Here is a 19,006-nt window from a genome sequence, read left to right on the forward strand (position 1 = left end):
AAAATTGTTAGCTACTTAACTACATTGATATTTTTCTAATTCTAAATTGCCTTAAACGGATAATGTAAAAAATAGGTTGATGATTTTGCTAAATATTTCATGTTAAGGATTTGTTAAAGTTGAGTTGGTGGTTATATTTGGTTAACAAAGAATAATCTCTACAAACAAACCAAAAAACCACATGAAGAAAGCTTTACTTTTCAGCTTCGTTTTTGTGTTAGCGCTTGTCACCCAAGCGTGGGCTCAAAATCGGACTGTGACAGGACGAGTGACTGATGCACAAACAGGAGAGGGAATGCCTGGTGTAACAGTTCAGCTCAAAGGAACCACAACCGCATCTCCGACAGATGTAAATGGTGGTTATGAAATTAGTGTACCATCTAACGGTGGTACCTTGGTGTTTACGTTTATTGGTTATGCAAAGCAAGAAATTGCCGTAAGTACCCAGTCATCTGTAAATGTGAAATTAGGGTCTGACGCTGCGCAAATGTCAGAAATTGTAATTACTGGTTATGGTGTGCAGCCTAAGATTGAGACAACAGGTTCAACCGCTCGTGTAAGTGGAGCAACCATTGAGAATTTGCCGGTACAAAGCTTTGACAGGGCTTTGCAGGGGCGTGCTGCTGGTGTTCAAGTAACTGCTACAAGTGGTCAGCCAGGCGGAGCGCTTAACGTGCGTGTTCGTGGTCAAGGCTCTATTAATGCTGGAAATGATCCATTGTATATTATCGATGGGGTTCAAGTAGCCAATGGAGGTACTTCTGGTGCATCTTCATCAAATGCTTTATCTTCTATTAACCCAAATGACATTGAGTCAATTGAGGTATTAAAAGATGCGGCAGCAGCTTCTATTTATGGTGCGCAAGCAGCTAATGGCGTTGTTTTGATTACAACCAAACGTGGTAAGTCAGGCAAAACCAAGGTTACTTTCTCTGCGCAAGAGGGTACTGTAGACCGTATTAAGAAATTAGAGACTTTATCTGCAGCAGATTATTCAGACCTGCGTTATGAGGCATTCTTTAATAGATATGGTGGTACTGTTCCAACAAACCCGGCACAGCCAACCCGGTCATATGTTTATAGCTTGTATGGAGATCCAGCTACTGTAGAAACTACAGATTGGCAAGATTTAGTTTATCAGACAGGTAGACTAAGAACGTATGACCTTTCTGCTTCTGGTGGTGATGAGAAAACGAGGTTTTTGTTCTCTGGTTCTTATAACAAGCAAGAAGGACAAATTAAGAAATCTGACTTTGAAAGAGGAACTGCAAGACTAAATATTGACCATAAGGCAACAGATAAGCTTTCTTTCTTAGCCAATATCAGCTTATCTACTATTACTCAAAATGGAAACATTGCTGACGGCGCGTTTATCAACAGCCCTCAGTTTTCTGCACCATTGATTCTTCCTTATCAAAAAGTGTATAAAGAAGATGGTACTTACAATGCTCCACTAGTAGGTGCATTCTCTTATAACCTAGTACAACTATTGGATTATCAATACAGAAAGGCTGTCACTAACCAGACTGTAAGTAGCTTTGCTGCTGTTTACAAGGTAAATCCTTCTTTATACTGGAAGTCATTTGTAGGTGTTGATTTCGCTGATAACCAAGATGATTTCTATTCAGATCCTAGAGTTCCTCAGTTTGCAACTACAGGTGGTTCTGCAACTAACACCAACCGCAGAACTTTGAACTGGAATACTAGCCATACCATGTCTTACAACAAATCGATTGCTGAAATCCATAATATTTCAGGATTAGTTGGAGCTGAGTATCGTCAAGAAGTAAGAGAAACACAACAAGCTACAGGACAGAACTTCCCTAACGGGCTTTTCCGTACGCTGGCCTCTGCCTCTACTCCAATCACCACAACAGGTACTTATACTACTTATAGGACCGCTGGTATTTTTGCCAATGCTAAGTATGATTTGAGCAATAAATACTTTGCAAGTGCCACAGTGCGTTATGATGGTTCTTCTAAATTCGGTAAAAACAATCGTTATGGCTTGTTCTATTCAGGTTCAGTAGCATGGGCAATGAATGAAGAAAGCTTCTTGTCTGATGTTGCCGTTTTAGATAACCTTAAACTTAGATTAAGCTACGGTGTAACTGGTAACTCTCAGATTGATAACTTTGCCTCTAGAGCCTTATTTGGCGGTGGTGGACAATACAATGGAAACCCAGGTATCCGTCCTTCACAATTAGGTAATGATGATCTTACGTGGGAAGAAGCTAAAACAATCAACTTCGGTTTAGATTATGGTTTCTTTGGCAACCGTGTAACTGGATCTGTTGACGTATTTAGACGTAATAACGAGCGCCTGTTACTTGCAAAACAACTTCCTACAGATAGTGGATTTGGTTCCATCTTCCAAAACGTTGGTGTTGTAAGAAATGAGGGTCTTGAAATTGAGGTGGGAACAGTTAATGTTGATGCAGGTGGATTCAAATGGTCTACCAATTTCAACATCACATTCCAACGCAATAAGATTGTTGAGTTACAAGATGGCTTGAAAAATATTGGTACAGGTCTCCGCGTAGGCGAGCCAATTGACATCTTGTGGTACCCAGAGTTTGCTGGTGTAAACCCTGCAGATGGACGTCCAATGTACTATGATACCCTTGGTAACATTACATACAATGTAAGAGCTAGAGACTCTAAGGTAATTGGACAATACCTTCCTAAATCTTTTGGTGGGTTAACCAACTCTTTCAGCTTTAAAGGTTTGACACTAGATGTATTCTTCCAAGGTTCATTTGGAAGCAAAACGCTGAACAATAACGCCTATTTTATGTCTAACTCTGCCTCTACTGGTTACAACCAAACAAGAGATCAGCTAGACAGATGGATTAAGCCTGGTCAAATCACTGATGTGCCAAGACCATATGAAGGTGGAGCTGAGCCTGGAACAACTGGTGTGTTTGCATTCTCAAGCAAGCAAGTTGAAGACAACTCTTATATCCGTTTAAAGCAGGTTTCTTTAAGCTACAACCTGCCAGAGACATTAATATCTAGAGTTGGTCTTTCTAATGCACGGGTATTTGTACAAGGACTTAACCTGTTGACTTTCACTGGTTATTCTGGATTGGATCCAGAGCTTTTATATAATGAAATAGGAACATACCCTCAAGCCAAACAGCTTTCAGGTGGAGTTTCAGTTAGCTTCTAATTTTTATATTTAAAGATAATGTTACAGAAACGCATAATGTTAGCGTTACTAGGAGGAGCTATGCTTTCCTTTAGCGCGTGCGACGACCTTTTAGATACTGAGCCACGTCAATCAGTTAGTTCTGAAGTGGCCTTGACAGATATAACCGGAGTTAGAGCAGTTTTAAATTCTGTATATGACCGGTTACAGGTTAATACATATTATGGTGCCCAGATGATGTTGGCGCCAGATGTAATGGCTGATAACCTTAGACAGACTACTCCTAACTCAAACCGTTATACCTTCTTTCAAAACAATACCCAAGGGTTAGCAATATGGGGAACAGCCTATGCTGCAATCAATGAAGTAAATTTTGTGATCAAAGGTATTGAGACAGCTACCACTACTGAAGCTGAGAAAAGTCAAATAAGAGGTGAGGCACATTTTTTAAGAGCCCTGCTCTACTTTGATTTAGCTAGAATATATGGTTATGAGCCTGGCAAAGAAGTTAGCGGATGGAATCTTTCAGCTGTTTTGAGACTTACTCCAACGGCATCTTTAGCAGATGCTGATATGCGTGAAAGAAGCACTAACGTTGCCGTTTATACTCAAATAGAATCTGATTTAGGAGTTGCTATTAAAAATCTTGTAGCTCCATCTACTTCAGCTGCCCATTTTAGAGGAAACAAGGCTGCAGCAGAGGCTTTAATGTCAAGAGTTTCCCTGTACCAAGGGAAATGGCAACAAGCTCTTGATAACGCTAAGGCGGCTTTGGCTACTAAAGGGTTCACAACGGCTGCAGGAGGAGGGGTAACGGCTACCTCTGTTGGAACTAGCGGTTTGACTTCTAAGGCTAACTATGTGAATGCCTTTAAAACGCAACCAAATCCAGAGTCTTTGTTCGAATTACGTTATATCCAAGCCACTGAGTCTTTAGGATCTAATGAGTCATTGCACTCATTAACATCTACATTTACCACAGGCGCATGGGGTGATATAGTTCCAACGGCTGAGTTGTATAACCTATATGAGGCTGGTGATGTGCGTAAAAACATGTACTATTCACCAGCAACACCACCAGCTGGTGTGCCATCAACGCCAAAAGAAACAGGCTTAGTTTACTCACAGAAGTATTCTGCAACTGGTGGAGCGTTTACAGACAACATCCCATTGTTTAGAACCTCTGAGCTATATTTAATAAAAGCTGAAGCTGAAGCCGAACTTAATAATTTGACAGATGCATTACTTGATTTGAATGCTTTAAGACTACGATCAGGTGCTTCTGTTATTGTTGAGACTGACAAAGGAACCATCATTGACAAAATCCTAGTTGAAAGAAGACTTGAATTAGCTTTTGAAGGTCACAGATTCTTTGACTTGAAGAGAAGAGGTTTGCCAATTGATAAGCAAGATCCGACGCCTAGTTTGGATTACTCTAACTTCAGAGTTTTGTCTGCAATTCCTGCAGACCAAGTGACTCTAAATCCTAAAATCAAACAGAATCCAGGTTATTAATTCCCAGTGAAATGAAGATATTAAATAAATACATACTTGGTTGTCTTGTCCTTCTTTCATTTGGACTGACCTCTTGCTTTGAAGAGGAAGATAAATCATATAGTGGTCCAACAGTTGTTGAATTTAAAAATCATACTTTGGGTATGACAACAGCTGCTTTGCGTTCAAAAGGCGTTGTTCAATTAACAGGTCTAACACAGACAGATACGTCTAGAGTTATAACTGCTAAACAGTATAGCACTGGTACACCACCTGTTGTTACTTCAGCCCGTACCGTAGACACTGTATTAGTTCAATTAGTGGGTCCTCAAAGACCAACAGCAACTGAAGTTAGTTTTGAGGTTTTGCCAACTAGCACAGCTGTAGAGGGAACAGACTATACTTTTGACGCCATGAGTGCAAACAAGAAAATAGTTATCGCTCCTAATACATCACACGGGCTCATCTTAATTAAGCCTATTAGTATTCCTGGCACGGCCACTAAGAGGATTATATTAAGATTAAAAGGAAGTGGTGATGTGGCCGTTTCTCCTAATTATGATACGTTCTACTTATCCATCTATCAACCTCAATAATTAATTGATATATAAAAAAAGCGGGTACCCATAGTGGGTACCCGCTTTTTTTATGTGGAATACCTATATCTTTAAGAGTAGGACTGTAATCCCTTGTTCACGACATGATTAAGAAAATATCTCTATTTGCTATTCTAGCAATCATCTTCTTCACCACAGGCGCCTTCTTTGGCAGGCAGGTGCAGATGGAAAAAATTACCATACCCATGGTGCAAGGTGCTCAGAAACTGTTGGGGTTATCATTTACCCCAGCTCAGATAGACACGGCGCTTGCAGAACTTACAGATTTGCGAAATGGCTATACTCGCCTGCGGGAGGTGAAGTTGGAGAACAGCGTACTTCCTGCTTTGCAATTCAATCCCATTCCGGTAGGCTTTCAGTTTGCCAAAGGGCGGGAAAAGTTCAAGGCATCTTCAATCAGCAAAATGAGTTTGCCGACCAATAGAGAAGAATTGGCTTTTTACTCAGTGAGAGAATTGGCTGAGCTTTTGAAGAATAAAAAAATCACCTCTTTGGAATTGACTCAGTTTTTTCTGGATCGCTTGAAGCGGTACAATACCCAATTACACTGCGTCACTACTTTCACGGAAGAGTTAGCCTTGCAGCAAGCCAAGCAAGCCGATGATGAGATCAAGGCAGGTAAGTACAAAGGGCTGTTGCATGGCATCCCGTTTGGCGTTAAAGATTTGCTGAGTACCAAAGGCTATAAAACCACTTGGGGATCTGTGCCTTTCAAAGACCAGGTAATTGACGAAGATGCCACCGTGGTCATTAAACTAAGAGAGGCCGGAGCAGTGCTGGTAGCAAAGATGACCTTGGGGGAATTAGCCATGGGCGACGTTTGGTACGGAGGCAAAACTAGAACACCATGGGACCTGACAAGAGGCTCCAGTGGTTCTTCAGCGGGCTCAGCATCTGCCGTGGCGGCGGGCTTATTGCCGTTTGCCATAGGGACAGAGACGCTGGGTTCCATAGTGTCGCCGTCTAATGCCTGCGGGACCACTGGTCTGCGGCCTACGTATGGCCGCGTGAGTAGACATGGGGCTATGGCCTTGAGCTGGTCCATGGATAAGATTGGTCCTATTGCCAGAACTGTGGAGGACTGTGCTATTGTGTTCAACGCCATCTATGGCCCAGACGGGAAAGATCAGACGGTCTATGATGCGCCTTTCAATTACAACGCCAAGCAAGACCTCAAAAAACTTAGAATTGGCTATTTAAAAACGGATTTCGACCGAAACTATCCTACCAAAGCCCAAGACCAGGCTACGCTGGAGGCCCTCAGAAAAGCAGGACATGAGTTGATCCCAATGGATTTGCCTAAGATACCAGTGAATGATTTGGTCATGACTATTTCAGTGGAAGGAGCCACCGCCTTTGATGAAATCACCCGCAACAACAAAGTAGCCGACATGGTCAACCAAGATAAGAATGCTTGGCCCAACACCTTTAGAAGCGCCCGCTTTATTCCGGCGGTGGAATACTTGCAGGCCCAGCGGGTACGGAATCAGCTTATACAGGAGATGCACAAGATGATGGAGAAGGTAGATGTGTATGTATCTCCTTCTTTTGCCAGCAGCAATCTAGTTGTGACTAATCTGACGGGGCATCCTTGCGTGGTGATACCAAATGGGTTTAATGCTCGTAATTTGCCCACTACTATTACCTTTATAGGCAAGCTGTTTGGCGAGGCAGAATTACTAGCCTTTGTGAAATCGTACCAAGACCAGACAGATTTCCATAAAAAGCATCCAGCAGCCTTCTTAAAGTAATTTCCGTTTTTGACCTATTTTCTAGAAAAGAGCCTAAAAATGCGTTTCATCAAGACTGTAGTGGCGGTAAGCGCCTCCCTTTTGTACCCGTTGGTATCGGGCTTTGCCCAGACCAAGCCCGCCCTAACCGTTGAAAAAATCATGCGTGACCCTGCGCAGTGGATTGGGACCTCGCCTAGCAATGTTTATTGGGCAGAGAACAGCAAGCAAGTGTATTTCCTCTGGAATCCTGAGAAGACCAGACAGGATTCTCTGTATGTGGTAGACACGGGTTCCAAGAAGATCAACAAGGTGTCTAAAGCCATTAGGTTGGCCATGCCATCGCAAGGCGGAACCTACAATAGACTGCGCACGCAACGCGTGTATGAGAAAGCCGGTGATGTGTTTTTGCTGGATGTGAAATCAGGCAAGAATAGACAAATCACGTCAACGGCGGATAGAGAGTCATCGCCCACCTTCACCGCTGATGAGCAACGGGTGGCCTATCTAAAGGATGGCAATTTGTTTACCTGGAACATCAGCAATGGACAAGTAAAGCAACTCACCGATTTTAGGAGAGGCCGCAAACCTGTTGATCCTACGCAGACTCGAGACAAGCAGGAACTGTTTTTAAGAGAGCAGCAACTGGACCTGTTGCAGATTGTGAAGAAGCGCGAGGAAGACCGTAAAAACCAACAACTGGCCCAGCGCGAGCTCACCCGAAACAGACCCAAAGAAATTTACACCGAAGACAAAACGGTAGACAACATTACCCTAAACCCAGATGAACGGTTCATCACCTACCGCTTAACCACCAGGCCCGCTAACAGTAAGATTGCGCAGGTGCCTAACTTCGTGACGGCTTCTGGCTACACCGAAGACATTCCCACTAGAACCAAGGTTGGCGCGATGCAGGCTACCTATGAGATGGGCGTGTATGATGTGAAAGCAGATACTACCTACCTGGTGTCCTTCAGAGGTTTGACCGGGATACAGGAAAAACCAGCGTTCCAGAAAGAAGGCCAGAAGCCAACTACAGAAGCAGACAAGGCAGCCGCAGACGCTGCACGTAGAGTGATGATGTTCGGGCCGTATTATTCCACAGACGGCAAGCAAGGCGTTTTGGTGATAAGATCGGCAGACAACAAAGACCGCTGGATTGCCTCTTTTGACCCGGCTACCAGAACCGTGAAGACTTTGGACCGCCAGCGCGACGAGGCCTGGGTGAACGGTTTCGGGCCGGGCATCATAGGGTGGATGCCAGACAACAAACGCATCTATTTCACCTCTGAGGAAAGCGGCTATGCCCATTTGTACACGCTAGATATAGCATCTGGCAAGAAGGCAGCCTTGACCAGCGGAAAGTACGAAGTGTTGAACGTGCAGATGTCCAAAGACCAGAAGCATTGGTACCTGACCACCAACCAGGTGCACCCAGGGGAGCAGCATTTTTACCGTCTGCCGTTGAACGGCGGCAAAGCCGAGCAGATTACCCGCATGACGGGTGCGCATGAGGTCACAATGTCACCAGATGAAAAGACACTGGCAGTGCGCTATTCCTACTCCAACAAGCCCTGGGAGTTGTTCTTGATAGACAACAAGCCGGGCGCAAAACCAGTGCAAATCACCAATTCCCTCACCGAAGAATTCAAGGCTTATCCGTGGCGCGAACCGGAAGTGATTACCTACAAGGCTGAAGACGGCGCCGATGTACACGCCCGCTTATACAAACCAGCCAATGGCGTGTCTAACGGCCCGGCGGTGATTTTTGTGCATGGTGCGGGATACTTACAGAATGCGCACAAGTGGTGGAGCACCTACTTCAGGGAGTACATGTTCCACAACCTATTAGTAGACAAAGGCTACACCGTTTTGGATATTGACTACCGCGGAAGCGCCGGCTACGGCCGTGACTGGCGCACGGGTATATACCGCCACATGGGGGGCAAAGACCTGAGCGACCACGTGGACGGCGCTAAGCTGCTGGCTGAGAAATACAATGTAGATCCTAAACGAATTGGCATTTACGGCGGATCTTACGGTGGCTTCATCACGTTAATGGCCATGTTTACGCAGCCAGATGTGTTTGCCGCCGGGGCCGCGTTACGATCTGTGACGGACTGGTCGCATTACAACCACGGCTACACCGCCAACATCTTAAATGAACCCCAAGCGGATAGTCTGGCTTATACCCGCAGCTCGCCCATCTACTTCGCCGAAGGCCTGAAAGGAGCACTGCTCATGTGCCATGGCATGGTAGATACCAACGTGCATTTCCAAGACATTGTACGCCTGTCGCAGCGCTTGATAGAATTGGGCAAAGATAATTGGGAACTGGCCGTGTACCCGGTAGAGGACCACGGTTTTGTAGAGCCCTCCAGCTGGACCGATGAATACAAGCGCATTCTTAAGCTGTTTGAAACCAATCTGCAGAAGAAGTAAAAACGAAGAGGCCAGACATAGTGTCTGGCCTCTTCGTTTTTGGGCTGTTTTCCGGGAATCAGGCTAAAAACGCCTTCTTCTGAATGCTTGCTTAGAATTTGTATTGAAGTGCTACGCCTTCCACAGCCTCGCCCTGCACCGGAATGGTGGTTGGCGCTAATGACAGGTTGCTGTTGGTTTTGTGGAACTGAGGTACGGCAATGCCCACGGCTGCGCCAATGACATATCCCATGATGTTGTCACTTAAAAAGTGCTTGCCTGCTTCTAATCTTAAATAGCCTACCGTAGCTGGCACCAAGGCGGCACCTGCCCACACAAATGGCCTGGCCGGCGAATCTGGGTTATAGTCATGGAAAACTTTGGCTGTGAAGAAAGTCATGGTAGCAACCGCAGCCGTATGTCCGGCAAAAAAAGCGTTCTGGGCATTAGCTCTGGTTTTTTCGCTCAAAGGCACGTCGCCAGATTTATCATATACCAAGGGTCTGGTTCTTGGAAAAGCGGCCGATCCCATCGTAAACAACGTACCCGTCACCGACATGGTCTCTACATACAACGCCAGCATCTGTCCCGTGTTCTGGGAGATGTCTTTGTCAAACAATAGCAACGCGGGCGCAGCAATAGAGCTATACAGCATCACATCACTTACTTTCTTGGCACTGGCGCTATGGTTACCGGCGGCAAAGCGGTCAAAGCTATTCACATCGCTTTTTGAGATGGCCATGGCCTCTTCTTCGGTGAAGGCATCTTTCTGTTGCATCAAGTAAAGCCCTAACCCGCTCAAACCCATCCCTGCGGCAGTGATGGGGGCATCAACTTTAAAGGACGTTTTATAAGGCGAGGACGATTGCCCGAAGGATTGGGTGAACGTAGCTATAGCAAGGACAAGCGTACAAATGTGTCGTTTCATGGGAATATAGGTGAAAAGGAATTCTAAAATTGTTGCTTGTGAAACGGGCAAGTGGGCAAAAGGTTTACAAATTATACAAGATGAGTTGCTCTCGTTTTTGGCCTGTTTTCTAAGAATTAAGCCAAAAACGAGAGCGGTTCTAAAAACTTACCAGTTAGTGTCTTCGGGTATTTATCACTCAAGTTTTTGCATCTCCATCATTTAGAGTAATTTTGCCCCCTGTAGTTCTTTGGGAGAGCTGCACCTTAACCTAGTATTTTAATCTTTTAGAGATGCCATATCTTTTTACATCTGAGTCGGTTTCTGAGGGACACCCAGATAAAGTAGCCGATCAAATCTCTGACGCCTTGTTAGATGAGTTTTTAAAGCAAGACCCACAATCCAAAGTTGCCTGTGAAACCTTGGTGACAACCGGATTGGTGGTATTGAGCGGCGAGGTGAAAACCCAAGCCTATGTAGACGTACAGAAAGTAGCCCGTGAGGTAATTAGCCGCATTGGGTACACTAAGTCTGAATATAAGTTCGACGCCGAAGCCTGCGGCGTGATCTCCGCTATCCATGAGCAGTCTGGTGACATCAACCAAGGTGTGGAGCGCGAGAACCCAGAAGACCAAGGCGCCGGTGACCAAGGCATGATGTTTGGCTACGCTACCAGCGAAACCGACAGCTATATGCCTTTGGCCCTTGAGATCTCTCACTTGTTGTTGAAGGAGTTGGCCGCCATCCGGAAGGAAGGCAAGGAGATGACTTACCTGCGTCCAGACGCCAAGTCTCAAGTAACCATCCGTTACTCAGACAACCACGTGCCAGAGAAAATTGACACCATTGTCATCTCTACCCAGCACGATGAGTTTGAACTGTCTGATGCCAATGACCGCGCGGCCTCTAAGCAAGCCGAAGCCAACATGGTAGCCCGCATCAAAGAAGATGTGTTGAACATCCTGTTACCCCGTGTAAAGAGCAAATTGCCACAGCGTACGGCAGACCTGTTCGCTGATGACATCACCTACCACATCAACCCAACGGGTAAGTTTGTGATTGGCGGGCCACACGGCGACACTGGTTTGACAGGCCGTAAAATCATTGTAGACACCTACGGCGGAAAAGGTGCCCACGGTGGAGGTGCTTTCTCTGGAAAAGACTCTTCTAAGGTAGACCGTTCAGCAGCCTACGCGGCCCGTCACATTGCCAAAAACCTAGTAGCGGCTGGTGTGGCAGAGCAAGTGTTGGTGCAGGTTGCTTACGCCATTGGCGTGGCAGAGCCGGTTGGCTTGTACGTAACTACCTATGGTACTACCAAAGTGAAAGGCGCTAACGGCGAAGTAATGACAGACGGCGAAATTGCCAACAAGGTAAATGAGCTGTTTGAGATGCGTCCGTATGACATCATCAAGCGCTTCGGGCTGCAAAACCCTATCTTCTCTGAGACGGCAGCTTACGGTCACATGGGCCGCGAGGCAGGTGTGAAGAAAGTAGAGTATACCGTAAATGGTACCAAAGAAGTGCGTGAGTTTGAGACCTTTACTTGGGAGAAGCTAGACTATGTAGATAAAATCAAAGCGGCATTCCAGTTATAGAAATTCGTTTTTGACCTGTTTTAACGAAAAGAGCCCCAAAACGGGGCTCTTTTTTTATGGGTAATTGGCAATCAATTCTACTTTTTAGTGGGTAGCTAGCTTGTCTTTATGTTTGATTAGTTGCTTTCTCATGTCTTCATAGGCACTGTCAGTGGCGGTCTCAAAGCTGTTGGCCTCTTCTTTGCAGAAAAGCGTGGCGCCTGGTACAAACAGTTTCACCTCTACCATTTTATTGTCATGCGACTCTGGCTTAGATACTCTAAGGATAACTTCGCCGCTAATCACTCTATCATAAAAGGTCTCTAGCTTGTCCAGTTTCTTTTGGATGAAGTCTAACAGGCTTTGGTCGGCATTGAAGTGCACGGATTGAATTTGCAGTTTCATAGTTTACTTCTTTAGTGGTACTTGTTACGCTTTTGGGTGAGCTTTTTCAAAGACGGCTTTGAGCTGCTCAATGGAATTATGGGTATAGACCTGCGTGGCGGCCAAACTGGCGTGCCCTAGCAAATCCTTGATGGCTCCCAAATCTGCCCCTCTGTTCAATAAGTGCGTGGCAAAGGAATGGCGCAACACATGCGGACTGTTTTTTGATGACGTAGAAACGGTGCTCATGTATTTTTTCACCACTCGGTACACATACTTTGGGTAGAGCGGGAGTCCTTTATCGGTAACGAAGAGAGCGGAGGAATTGTTATCTGCAGAATGTTGGCGCCGCATCTCTAAGAACTTCGCCAAGGTTAGTTTAAGGGAGGTGTTTAAAGGGAGAATACGCTCCTTGTTTCCCTTGCCCAAGACCTTGATGGTACTCTCTGGCAGGTTTACATCGTTGATTTTAAGACCAATGAGTTCTGCCAGACGCATGCCGGTACCGTAAAGTAGCTCCAGGATGAGACGCTCGGTTTGGCCTTTCAAATCCTCCGTGAAATCGCCTTGGTCTAATAACTGCGTGAAGGAATCTTCTGGAATAAACGCCGGAAGCTTTTTGGGCAGCTTGGGTGCTTTGATTCTGAGGGTGGGGTTCTGTTCTACCTCGCCACGGTTCAATAGAAACTTGAAGTAGGAGCGGAGGGAGGCAATCTTGCGGTGAATGGTGCGGCTGTCCAGGTCTTTCTGCACCAGCGCTACAATCCAGGACCGGATGATGGCGTGGTCTGCCTTGCTTATATCTGTGAGCTCGTAGGTCTCCTTAAGATACTCTTGAAACTGCTGAAGGTCTGTCTGGTAAGAGGTGACGGTATGTGGACTGAACCGTTTCTCAAACTGCAGGTACTTAAAAAATAATTCCATAAATCAGTAAACGACTTGTTTCAAAGTCTGTCTACTAATTTATGGAATTACCTCGTAGGTTGTATGGATAAAGCCTAGTAGTTGTCTGTCGCGAACAATTGTTGCTTATAAACAGCTCTTTCTTTCTGCTTTCTCTGCTTCACAGAAGGCTTTAGGAAGAAAGTTCTAGCGCGTAGTTCTTTCAACACACCAGTTCTCTCAAATTTCTTTTTGAATCTTTTTAAGGCTTTGTCTACAGACTCGTTATCCTTTACGTTTACGATAATCATATTATAGATTGAGTTTAAAGTCAATTGTTTTAAGGACTGCAAAGATATTTACAAAATATCTGACTGTCAATACCTGTCGCAATTATTTTAATACGGCTCTTGAAATAACGAGTTTCTGAATTTCTGAGGTGCCCTCACCAATGGTACACAGCTTGGAGTCACGGTAATACTTCTCAGCCGGATAATCCTTGGTGTATCCGTAGCCACCAAAGATTTGGACGCCTTCATTCGCCGCGCGCACGCACACCTCAGAGGCATATAGCTTAGCCATAGCAGATTCCTTGTTTACGTTCTCGCCACGGTTCTTCATAGCGGCAGACCGGTAAGTCAATAACGCAGCGGCTTCAATCTCTGTGGCCATATCTGCCAATTTAAAGGCGATACCCTGGAATTGAGAGATAGGTTTATTGAATTGGTGACGCTCTTTAGAGTACGCCAAAGCCGCCTCATAGGCTCCCTGGGCAATGCCCAAGCTCAAGGCCGCAATTGAAATTCTGCCACCATCCAAAACTTTCATAGACTGAATGAAGCCATCACCTACTTCGCCTAAGATGTTCTCATGCGGCACGCGACAGTCCTGGAAGATCAACTCTGTGGTTTCAGAAGCGCGCATACCCAATTTATCTTCCTTGCGTCCGGCAGTAAAACCGTCTGTCGGTTTCTCAATTACAAAGGCCGTCATGCCATGAGAGTCGCCTACTTCACCAGTTCTGGCTATCACCACCGCAATGTTGCTAGATTTACCATGGGTGATAAAGTTTTTGGCGCCGTTCAAAACCCAATGGTCTCCGTCACGAACGGCCACCGTTTTCATGTTGCCGGCATCAGAACCAGTATTAGGCTCTGTTAAGCCCCAAGCGCCAATCCACTCAGCAGACGCCAGTTTTGGCAACCACTTGCGTTTTTGCTCTTCAGTACCAAACTGCAATATGTGTCCTGTGCACAAAGAGTTGTGTGCAGCCATAGACAAGCCAATAGAACCGTCAATTTTAGAAAGCTCAGCGATAGCCGTCACATACTCTAAATATCCAAATCCGGCTCCGCCGTATTCCTGAGGCACCAACACGCCCATCAAGCCAAGTTCACCTAGTTTCTTGAACACATGGACAGGGAATTCTTGGGACTCATCCCATTTCATCATGTCAGGCTTAATGTTTTTGGCGCCAAAACCACGGATCATCTCCGCAATCATTTGCTGGTTTTCATTGTAAGTGAGTTGCATAGGCTATAGTGCAGGATTTGATTTTACGTAATGAGGGTGTTAGTTACGACTTTTTAGCTTACAAAGCTAACGTAAGTTAGGTTTTGACAAGCCTGTAGGATGAAATAGTCCTGGTATACTCTATAGCTCAGGCAACTTTTTTAGGTCATTGCAGTACGCATGAGCGGAAGGAAGGCGTTGTTTTGGCGTACCCATTACTTTTGCCTTTCTTTGTAGTTAGGTCTAGCCATTCCGCAGAATCAGGTTCATGCTAAATTGGCTACCATTGTTACTCATCCACTGCCCTTGTCCATGACTAAATTCTTTTTGAGATTATTGCCTGTGTTTTTGCTGTTTCAGCTTACCGGGTGTAACGTCTACCGTCAGAACATTATGTTTCAGACAGACGGCAACGTGAATGCAGAAGTCTTAAGAGCATCTGCCGCTGAGGCAAGTAAGAACTACCGGGTGCAACCCAATGACATCTTAGAGATTAAGATCTTTACCAATAAAGGAGAGCTTCTGGTAGATCCTAATAACTTCTTAAGACAAGAACTAACAAGTGGATCAGGTAGAGGAGGCGGAGGTTCTCAACAAGGACAACAAGTAGAAGATCCAGACTACAATGTACTTCCAACCGGTGAAGTGAAAGTTCCTATGATAGGCTATGTGAAGGTAGATGGTCTTACAGTCTCACAAGTAGATAGCTTATTGCAGACCAAATTCGAAACTTATTACAAGGAGACCTATGTTTATTCTAAAGTTGTAAGTAGACGAGTTGTCGTTCTTGGCGCAACTGGCGGCAAGGTTATCCCATTAGAAAATGAAAGCATGCACTTGGTTGAGGTAGTAGCCTTGGCCGGTGGTATCCCTGATAATGGAAAAGCGCACAATATCCGTTTAATCCGGAATGTAGCGTCAGATAATCCCAGTGTTGAAATTATTGACCTTTCTACAGTACAAGGTTTACAAAGAGCTAATATTTGGGTTCAACCGAATGATGTGATTTATGTGGAACCTGTCCGTAGAGTTTTCAATGAGTCTTTAAGAGATGCCTTGACCGTATTAGGCGCCCTTTCCAATATACTTACCACCTATTTGGTGATAGAGAATTTACTTAATTAAAAAGAGACTTCATGAGTGTGAAAACAGGCAATAATCTAGATGAACTGGATTATCACACGAGTAATGCAGATATAGAAGAAGAGGATAGTGGATCAAGTATTGATTTAGTAACGCTTTGGCATGTTGTCCGCAGGAGCATTCCTTGGGTTATTTTGCTAGTCCTTTTGGGGTTAACAGGTTCTTACCTCTTCCTTAGATATACCAAAAAAGTTTACGAATCCTCCTCGGTTATTAAATTAGAAGAGCAAACAGAAGCCAAAGTTCTGGAACTTCCTGGGGCTGGTATGGAGTCTGATTTGGGAAAGCTGCAAGGCGAAGTGGACTTGATCAAATCTGATTTGGTCTACGATAGATTAAAAAAGAGCATGCCCTTGCAGGTGAGTTACCATGTAGAGGCCAGAATCTTAGAGGTAGAGCTTTATAAGGACAGCCCTTTTAAAGTGGCATTTGACTCTTCTCGCTTTGATCTGTATGACCAGAAGATTTACGTCACTTTTGATTCAAGGACCCGGTACACTGTTCAAATAGGAGAAGACGGTAAAAAGTCTGATGTGCATACCGTTGGATCACCTATTTCCCTGTCGGGAAACAATATCAACGTTCTTACCAATCCTTCCTTCTCTGCTAACCATATTGGTGAGAGCTTTTATTTTATAGTGCATAGTAGTGGAGCTTTAAAGCGGTATTTGAATGATAATCTTTCTGTAGCCGTATTAAATCCAGAGGCGAAGACTATCTCAATTTCTTTCAAGGAATTCAATAGAGAGAAAGCTAGGGACGTAGTCAATAAAATTGACACGGTTTATCTTCAGCAGAAGTTAGCGAGAAGTAACCAAGCCAGTCAGCAAACTATTGATTTCCTTTCTAACCAGTTGCAGGAGACGCAGGATAACCTGCAGAAGGCTGAAATTGATATGGAGTATTTTGTAAAGCAAAATAAGTCATATGATGTAAAGGCGGGGCTGGAAGGGGCCATGACTCAAATCCAAGAATTGGAGAAAGAGAAGTATGATTTACGCTTTAGAAACTCGTTACTATCAGACATTCAGCAACGCATAAGAAAAGGTGATGATTTAAGCCTTGTTATTTCCAGCCTTCAATTACAAGAACAACAAGATCCACAATTAGCCCAGTTATTAACTGAGTTAAACGATCTTCAAGCTCAGCGCAGGAAAGTATTGACTACTACTCGTGGCAATACATTGTCAGTGGAATTATTGGACCAGCAGATAAAGTTTGCCCAAGACAAAGTATCTTCTCTTTTAAAAGAAGGCAGAGGTTATATACAAGACCAGATTTCAAGCATTGATAGAAATCAATCATTATTGACTGGGCAGATCATGCAGATGCCATCCAAAGAGACAGAGCGGGCAAGGCTGATAAGAATACTGGGGATTTACGAAAAGTTCTACCTACTCCTCATGGAAAAACGGGTGGAGTTTGGCATTTCAATGGCAGGTACCATTCCAGACTTTCAGATTCTATCTCCTGCTAGTCTGCCCAGTGAGTCTAGCCCTATCTACCCGAACAGGATGATTATCTATGCAATTGGGATAGCGGGCGGCTTATTTTTCGGCATAGCCTTGATTGGGGCGCGGTACTTAATGCACAATACGGTGACCAGCGTGCGTGAATTAGAGCGGAATACAAGTGCCCCTGTTCTTGGTGTTATCCCTTCTTATAGCAAGGAGAAGATGCCCGTCTCTAAATTGGTAGTAAATCAAAATCCAAAGTCAGCTCTCAGTGAGTCCATCAGGTCTATCAGGACCAACTTGGACTTCTTAAGTTCTGCCAAGAAAAAACGCCTAATTTCTGTGACTTCTACTATTAGTGGGGAAGGTAAGACCTTTGTGGCGACCAACTTAGGCGGTATCATTGCCATGTCTGGACAACGGGTGATTTTGCTGGATTTGGACATGCGTAAGCCTAAAGTACACATTGCCTTGGATGGGGAGAATATCAAAGGCATGAGCACCATTCTCATTGAGAAACATTCAATTGCTGAATCCACGCAAAGAACATCTATTGAGAACTTAGATTTTATTTCTGCGGGTCCAACGCCTCCAAACCCATCTGAGTTGATTATGGGGCAGAAGTTTGATGAAATCTTACAAGAACTGCATCAAGAGTATGATGTGATTCTGATTGATAGTCCACCGGTGGGTTTAGTAACAGATGGTATCTTGATAATGCGCAAGGCAGACATTCCATTGTTTATTGTACGCGCCAACTACTCTAAGAAAGCGTTCTTGAAAGGCGTAGATAGAGTTATGAAGACCAACCATTTGACTAATATGGCCACCATCCTGAATGATGCTCCAAGCACCAACATGTATGGCTACTCGTATGGGTATGGCTACGGATATGGTTACGGGTATGGCTATTATGAAGAGGAGGAAAAGCCTACTCTGTCTAGCCGGGTTAAGTCAATGTTCAAGTAGGGTATGTGGAATCCGCTTCGTGGTTTTAAGAAGACGCCCAAGGAACCTGCTATAACGTCTTATGCCAGTTTGGTGACCGATATGCATTCGCATTTGTTGCCAGGCATTGATGACGGCTCTAGCTGTGTAGAGGATTCCATTCAAATGATGGAGAAACTGCAAGAACTTGGATTCAAGAAGCTGTGCATGACGCCCCATATCATGGGCGACTTCTTCAAAAATACGCCTGAAGGAATTAGAGAGAAATTACAAGAACTGCAAGATGCCTCCCAAAAAGCCGGCTTACAGTTAGAACTATCTTGTGCCGCAGAATATTACCTGGATGAATGGTTCATGGCTAAGCTAGAAGAAGGGCAAGAGTTATTGTCTTTTGGAGGAGATAAAAAGTATCTGCTTTTGGAGACATCTTATATCAATGAACCGGCGCATTTACGGCAAGCCATCTTTTCCTTAAAAGCTGCAGGATTCATGCCAGTGCTAGCTCATCCAGAGCGGTACACGTATTACTATGGGAGGATAGACGAATTGATGAGCCTGCGCGACTTAGGCGTATACTTTCAGTTGAATACCAATTCCATTAACGGCTACTACTCTAAAGGCGCTAGAATGGTAGCAGAGCAATTAATTAAAAAAGGGGCTGTTGAGTTTTTGGGCACAGACACGCACTCAATGAGACATCTGAGAGCGTTAGAAAGTACCTTAACAGATCCTCTTTTATCTCAGGCATTAAAGTTGCCGTTGCTTAACAATACCCTTTAACATTCT

At 44.6% G+C, this 19,006-nt stretch carries 14 protein-coding genes; 9 read left to right on the forward strand and 5 right to left on the reverse strand.

Annotated elements, in window-relative coordinates; all coding sequences use genetic code 11:
- Positions 1 to 181: 181 nt before the first annotated feature.
- The 5 genes from TH61_RS09160 (at position 182) to TH61_RS09180 (ending at position 9,434) form a co-directional block, all read left to right on the forward strand.
- A complete protein-coding gene (locus tag TH61_RS09160; RefSeq protein ID WP_066508471.1) occupies positions 182 to 3,172 on the forward strand; it encodes a TonB-dependent receptor in 2,991 nt (996 codons plus the stop codon).
- Between the two features lie 36 nt (positions 3,173 to 3,208).
- Positions 3,209 to 4,666: a RagB/SusD family nutrient uptake outer membrane protein gene (locus TH61_RS09165; protein ID WP_197464026.1), complete on the forward strand. Its 1,458-nt coding sequence runs from the start codon at positions 3,209 to 3,211 to the stop codon at positions 4,664 to 4,666.
- 11 nt (positions 4,667 to 4,677) lie between these two features.
- On the forward strand, positions 4,678 to 5,241 hold the full coding sequence (locus TH61_RS09170; protein ID WP_066508476.1) for a hypothetical protein: 564 nt from the start codon (positions 4,678 to 4,680) through the stop codon (positions 5,239 to 5,241).
- 104 nt (positions 5,242 to 5,345) lie between these two features.
- Entirely contained in the window at positions 5,346 to 7,013 is a 1,668-nt protein-coding gene (locus tag TH61_RS09175; protein ID WP_082780349.1) for an amidase, read from the forward strand.
- Between the two features lie 39 nt (positions 7,014 to 7,052).
- Positions 7,053 to 9,434 carry a prolyl oligopeptidase family serine peptidase gene (locus tag TH61_RS09180; protein ID WP_066512734.1) on the forward strand — a complete coding sequence of 794 codons (2,382 nt, stop codon included), beginning with the start codon at positions 7,053 to 7,055 and terminating at the stop codon, positions 9,432 to 9,434.
- 91 nt (positions 9,435 to 9,525) lie between these two features.
- Here the strand turns inward: TH61_RS09180 and TH61_RS09185 are convergent, their stop codons facing one another.
- Positions 9,526 to 10,341: a phosphatase PAP2 family protein gene (locus TH61_RS09185; RefSeq protein WP_066508478.1), complete on the reverse strand. Its 816-nt coding sequence runs from the start codon at positions 10,339 to 10,341 to the stop codon at positions 9,526 to 9,528.
- Between the two features lie 272 nt (positions 10,342 to 10,613).
- Between TH61_RS09185 and metK the strand changes: the two genes are divergently transcribed.
- Positions 10,614 to 11,918: a methionine adenosyltransferase gene (gene metK / locus TH61_RS09190; RefSeq protein ID WP_066508480.1), complete on the forward strand. Its 1,305-nt coding sequence runs from the start codon at positions 10,614 to 10,616 to the stop codon at positions 11,916 to 11,918.
- A gap of 84 nt (positions 11,919 to 12,002) precedes the next feature.
- On the opposite strand, the gene hpf is transcribed toward metK, so the two are convergent.
- The 4 genes from hpf to TH61_RS09210 form a co-directional block, all read right to left on the reverse strand.
- The gene (hpf, locus tag TH61_RS09195) at positions 12,003 to 12,302 is read right to left on the reverse strand and encodes a ribosome hibernation-promoting factor, HPF/YfiA family (RefSeq protein ID WP_066508482.1); all 300 of its coding nucleotides are present in this window, start codon (positions 12,300 to 12,302) and stop codon (positions 12,003 to 12,005) included.
- 24 nt (positions 12,303 to 12,326) lie between these two features.
- A complete protein-coding gene (locus tag TH61_RS09200) occupies positions 12,327 to 13,205 on the reverse strand; it encodes a tyrosine-type recombinase/integrase (RefSeq protein ID WP_066508484.1) in 879 nt (292 codons plus the stop codon).
- A gap of 74 nt (positions 13,206 to 13,279) precedes the next feature.
- Positions 13,280 to 13,474: a 30S ribosomal protein S21 gene (rpsU, locus tag TH61_RS09205; RefSeq protein WP_066508486.1), complete on the reverse strand. Its 195-nt coding sequence runs from the start codon at positions 13,472 to 13,474 to the stop codon at positions 13,280 to 13,282.
- An 82-nt stretch (positions 13,475 to 13,556) separates the two neighbouring features.
- Positions 13,557 to 14,696: an acyl-CoA dehydrogenase gene (locus TH61_RS09210; protein ID WP_066508490.1), complete on the reverse strand. Its 1,140-nt coding sequence runs from the start codon at positions 14,694 to 14,696 to the stop codon at positions 13,557 to 13,559.
- 291 nt (positions 14,697 to 14,987) lie between these two features.
- Between TH61_RS09210 and TH61_RS09215 the strand changes: the two genes are divergently transcribed.
- From TH61_RS09215 to TH61_RS09225, 3 genes are read left to right on the forward strand one after another with little or no spacing between them, the layout of a single operon-like run.
- The gene (locus TH61_RS09215) at positions 14,988 to 15,800 is read left to right on the forward strand and encodes a polysaccharide biosynthesis/export family protein (RefSeq protein WP_066508492.1); all 813 of its coding nucleotides are present in this window, start codon (positions 14,988 to 14,990) and stop codon (positions 15,798 to 15,800) included.
- 11 nt (positions 15,801 to 15,811) lie between these two features.
- Positions 15,812 to 18,241, forward strand: coding sequence for a polysaccharide biosynthesis tyrosine autokinase (locus TH61_RS09220; RefSeq protein WP_066508494.1), 2,430 nt, complete (start codon positions 15,812 to 15,814; stop codon positions 18,239 to 18,241).
- A 3-nt stretch (positions 18,242 to 18,244) separates the two neighbouring features.
- On the forward strand, positions 18,245 to 19,000 hold the full coding sequence (locus tag TH61_RS09225; protein ID WP_066508496.1) for a tyrosine-protein phosphatase: 756 nt from the start codon (positions 18,245 to 18,247) through the stop codon (positions 18,998 to 19,000).
- Positions 19,001 to 19,006: the final 6 nt, after the last annotated feature.

This window comes from Rufibacter sp. DG15C (assembly GCF_001577755.1).
GTDB lineage: Bacteria > Bacteroidota > Bacteroidia > Cytophagales > Hymenobacteraceae > Nibribacter.

Bases quoted from the DNA above. Each gene is read 5' to 3' on its own strand.
- TH61_RS09160 (WP_066508471.1), top strand. From the start codon at position 182: ATGAAGAAAGCTTTACTTTTCAGCTTCGTTTTTGTGTTAGCGCTTGTC.
- TH61_RS09165 (WP_197464026.1), top strand. From the start codon at position 3,209: ATGTTAGCGTTACTAGGAGGAGCTATGCTTTCCTTTAGCGCGTGCGAC.
- TH61_RS09170 (WP_066508476.1), top strand. From the start codon at position 4,678: ATGAAGATATTAAATAAATACATACTTGGTTGTCTTGTCCTTCTTTCA.
- TH61_RS09175 (WP_082780349.1), top strand. From the start codon at position 5,346: ATGATTAAGAAAATATCTCTATTTGCTATTCTAGCAATCATCTTCTTC.
- TH61_RS09180 (WP_066512734.1), top strand. From the start codon at position 7,053: ATGCGTTTCATCAAGACTGTAGTGGCGGTAAGCGCCTCCCTTTTGTAC.
- TH61_RS09185 (WP_066508478.1), bottom strand. From the start codon at position 10,341: ATGAAACGACACATTTGTACGCTTGTCCTTGCTATAGCTACGTTCACC.
- metK (WP_066508480.1), top strand. From the start codon at position 10,614: ATGCCATATCTTTTTACATCTGAGTCGGTTTCTGAGGGACACCCAGAT.
- hpf (WP_066508482.1), bottom strand. From the start codon at position 12,302: ATGAAACTGCAAATTCAATCCGTGCACTTCAATGCCGACCAAAGCCTG.
- TH61_RS09200 (WP_066508484.1), bottom strand. From the start codon at position 13,205: ATGGAATTATTTTTTAAGTACCTGCAGTTTGAGAAACGGTTCAGTCCA.
- rpsU (WP_066508486.1), bottom strand. From the start codon at position 13,474: ATGATTATCGTAAACGTAAAGGATAACGAGTCTGTAGACAAAGCCTTA.
- TH61_RS09210 (WP_066508490.1), bottom strand. From the start codon at position 14,696: ATGCAACTCACTTACAATGAAAACCAGCAAATGATTGCGGAGATGATC.
- TH61_RS09215 (WP_066508492.1), top strand. From the start codon at position 14,988: ATGACTAAATTCTTTTTGAGATTATTGCCTGTGTTTTTGCTGTTTCAG.
- TH61_RS09220 (WP_066508494.1), top strand. From the start codon at position 15,812: ATGAGTGTGAAAACAGGCAATAATCTAGATGAACTGGATTATCACACG.
- TH61_RS09225 (WP_066508496.1), top strand. From the start codon at position 18,245: ATGTGGAATCCGCTTCGTGGTTTTAAGAAGACGCCCAAGGAACCTGCT.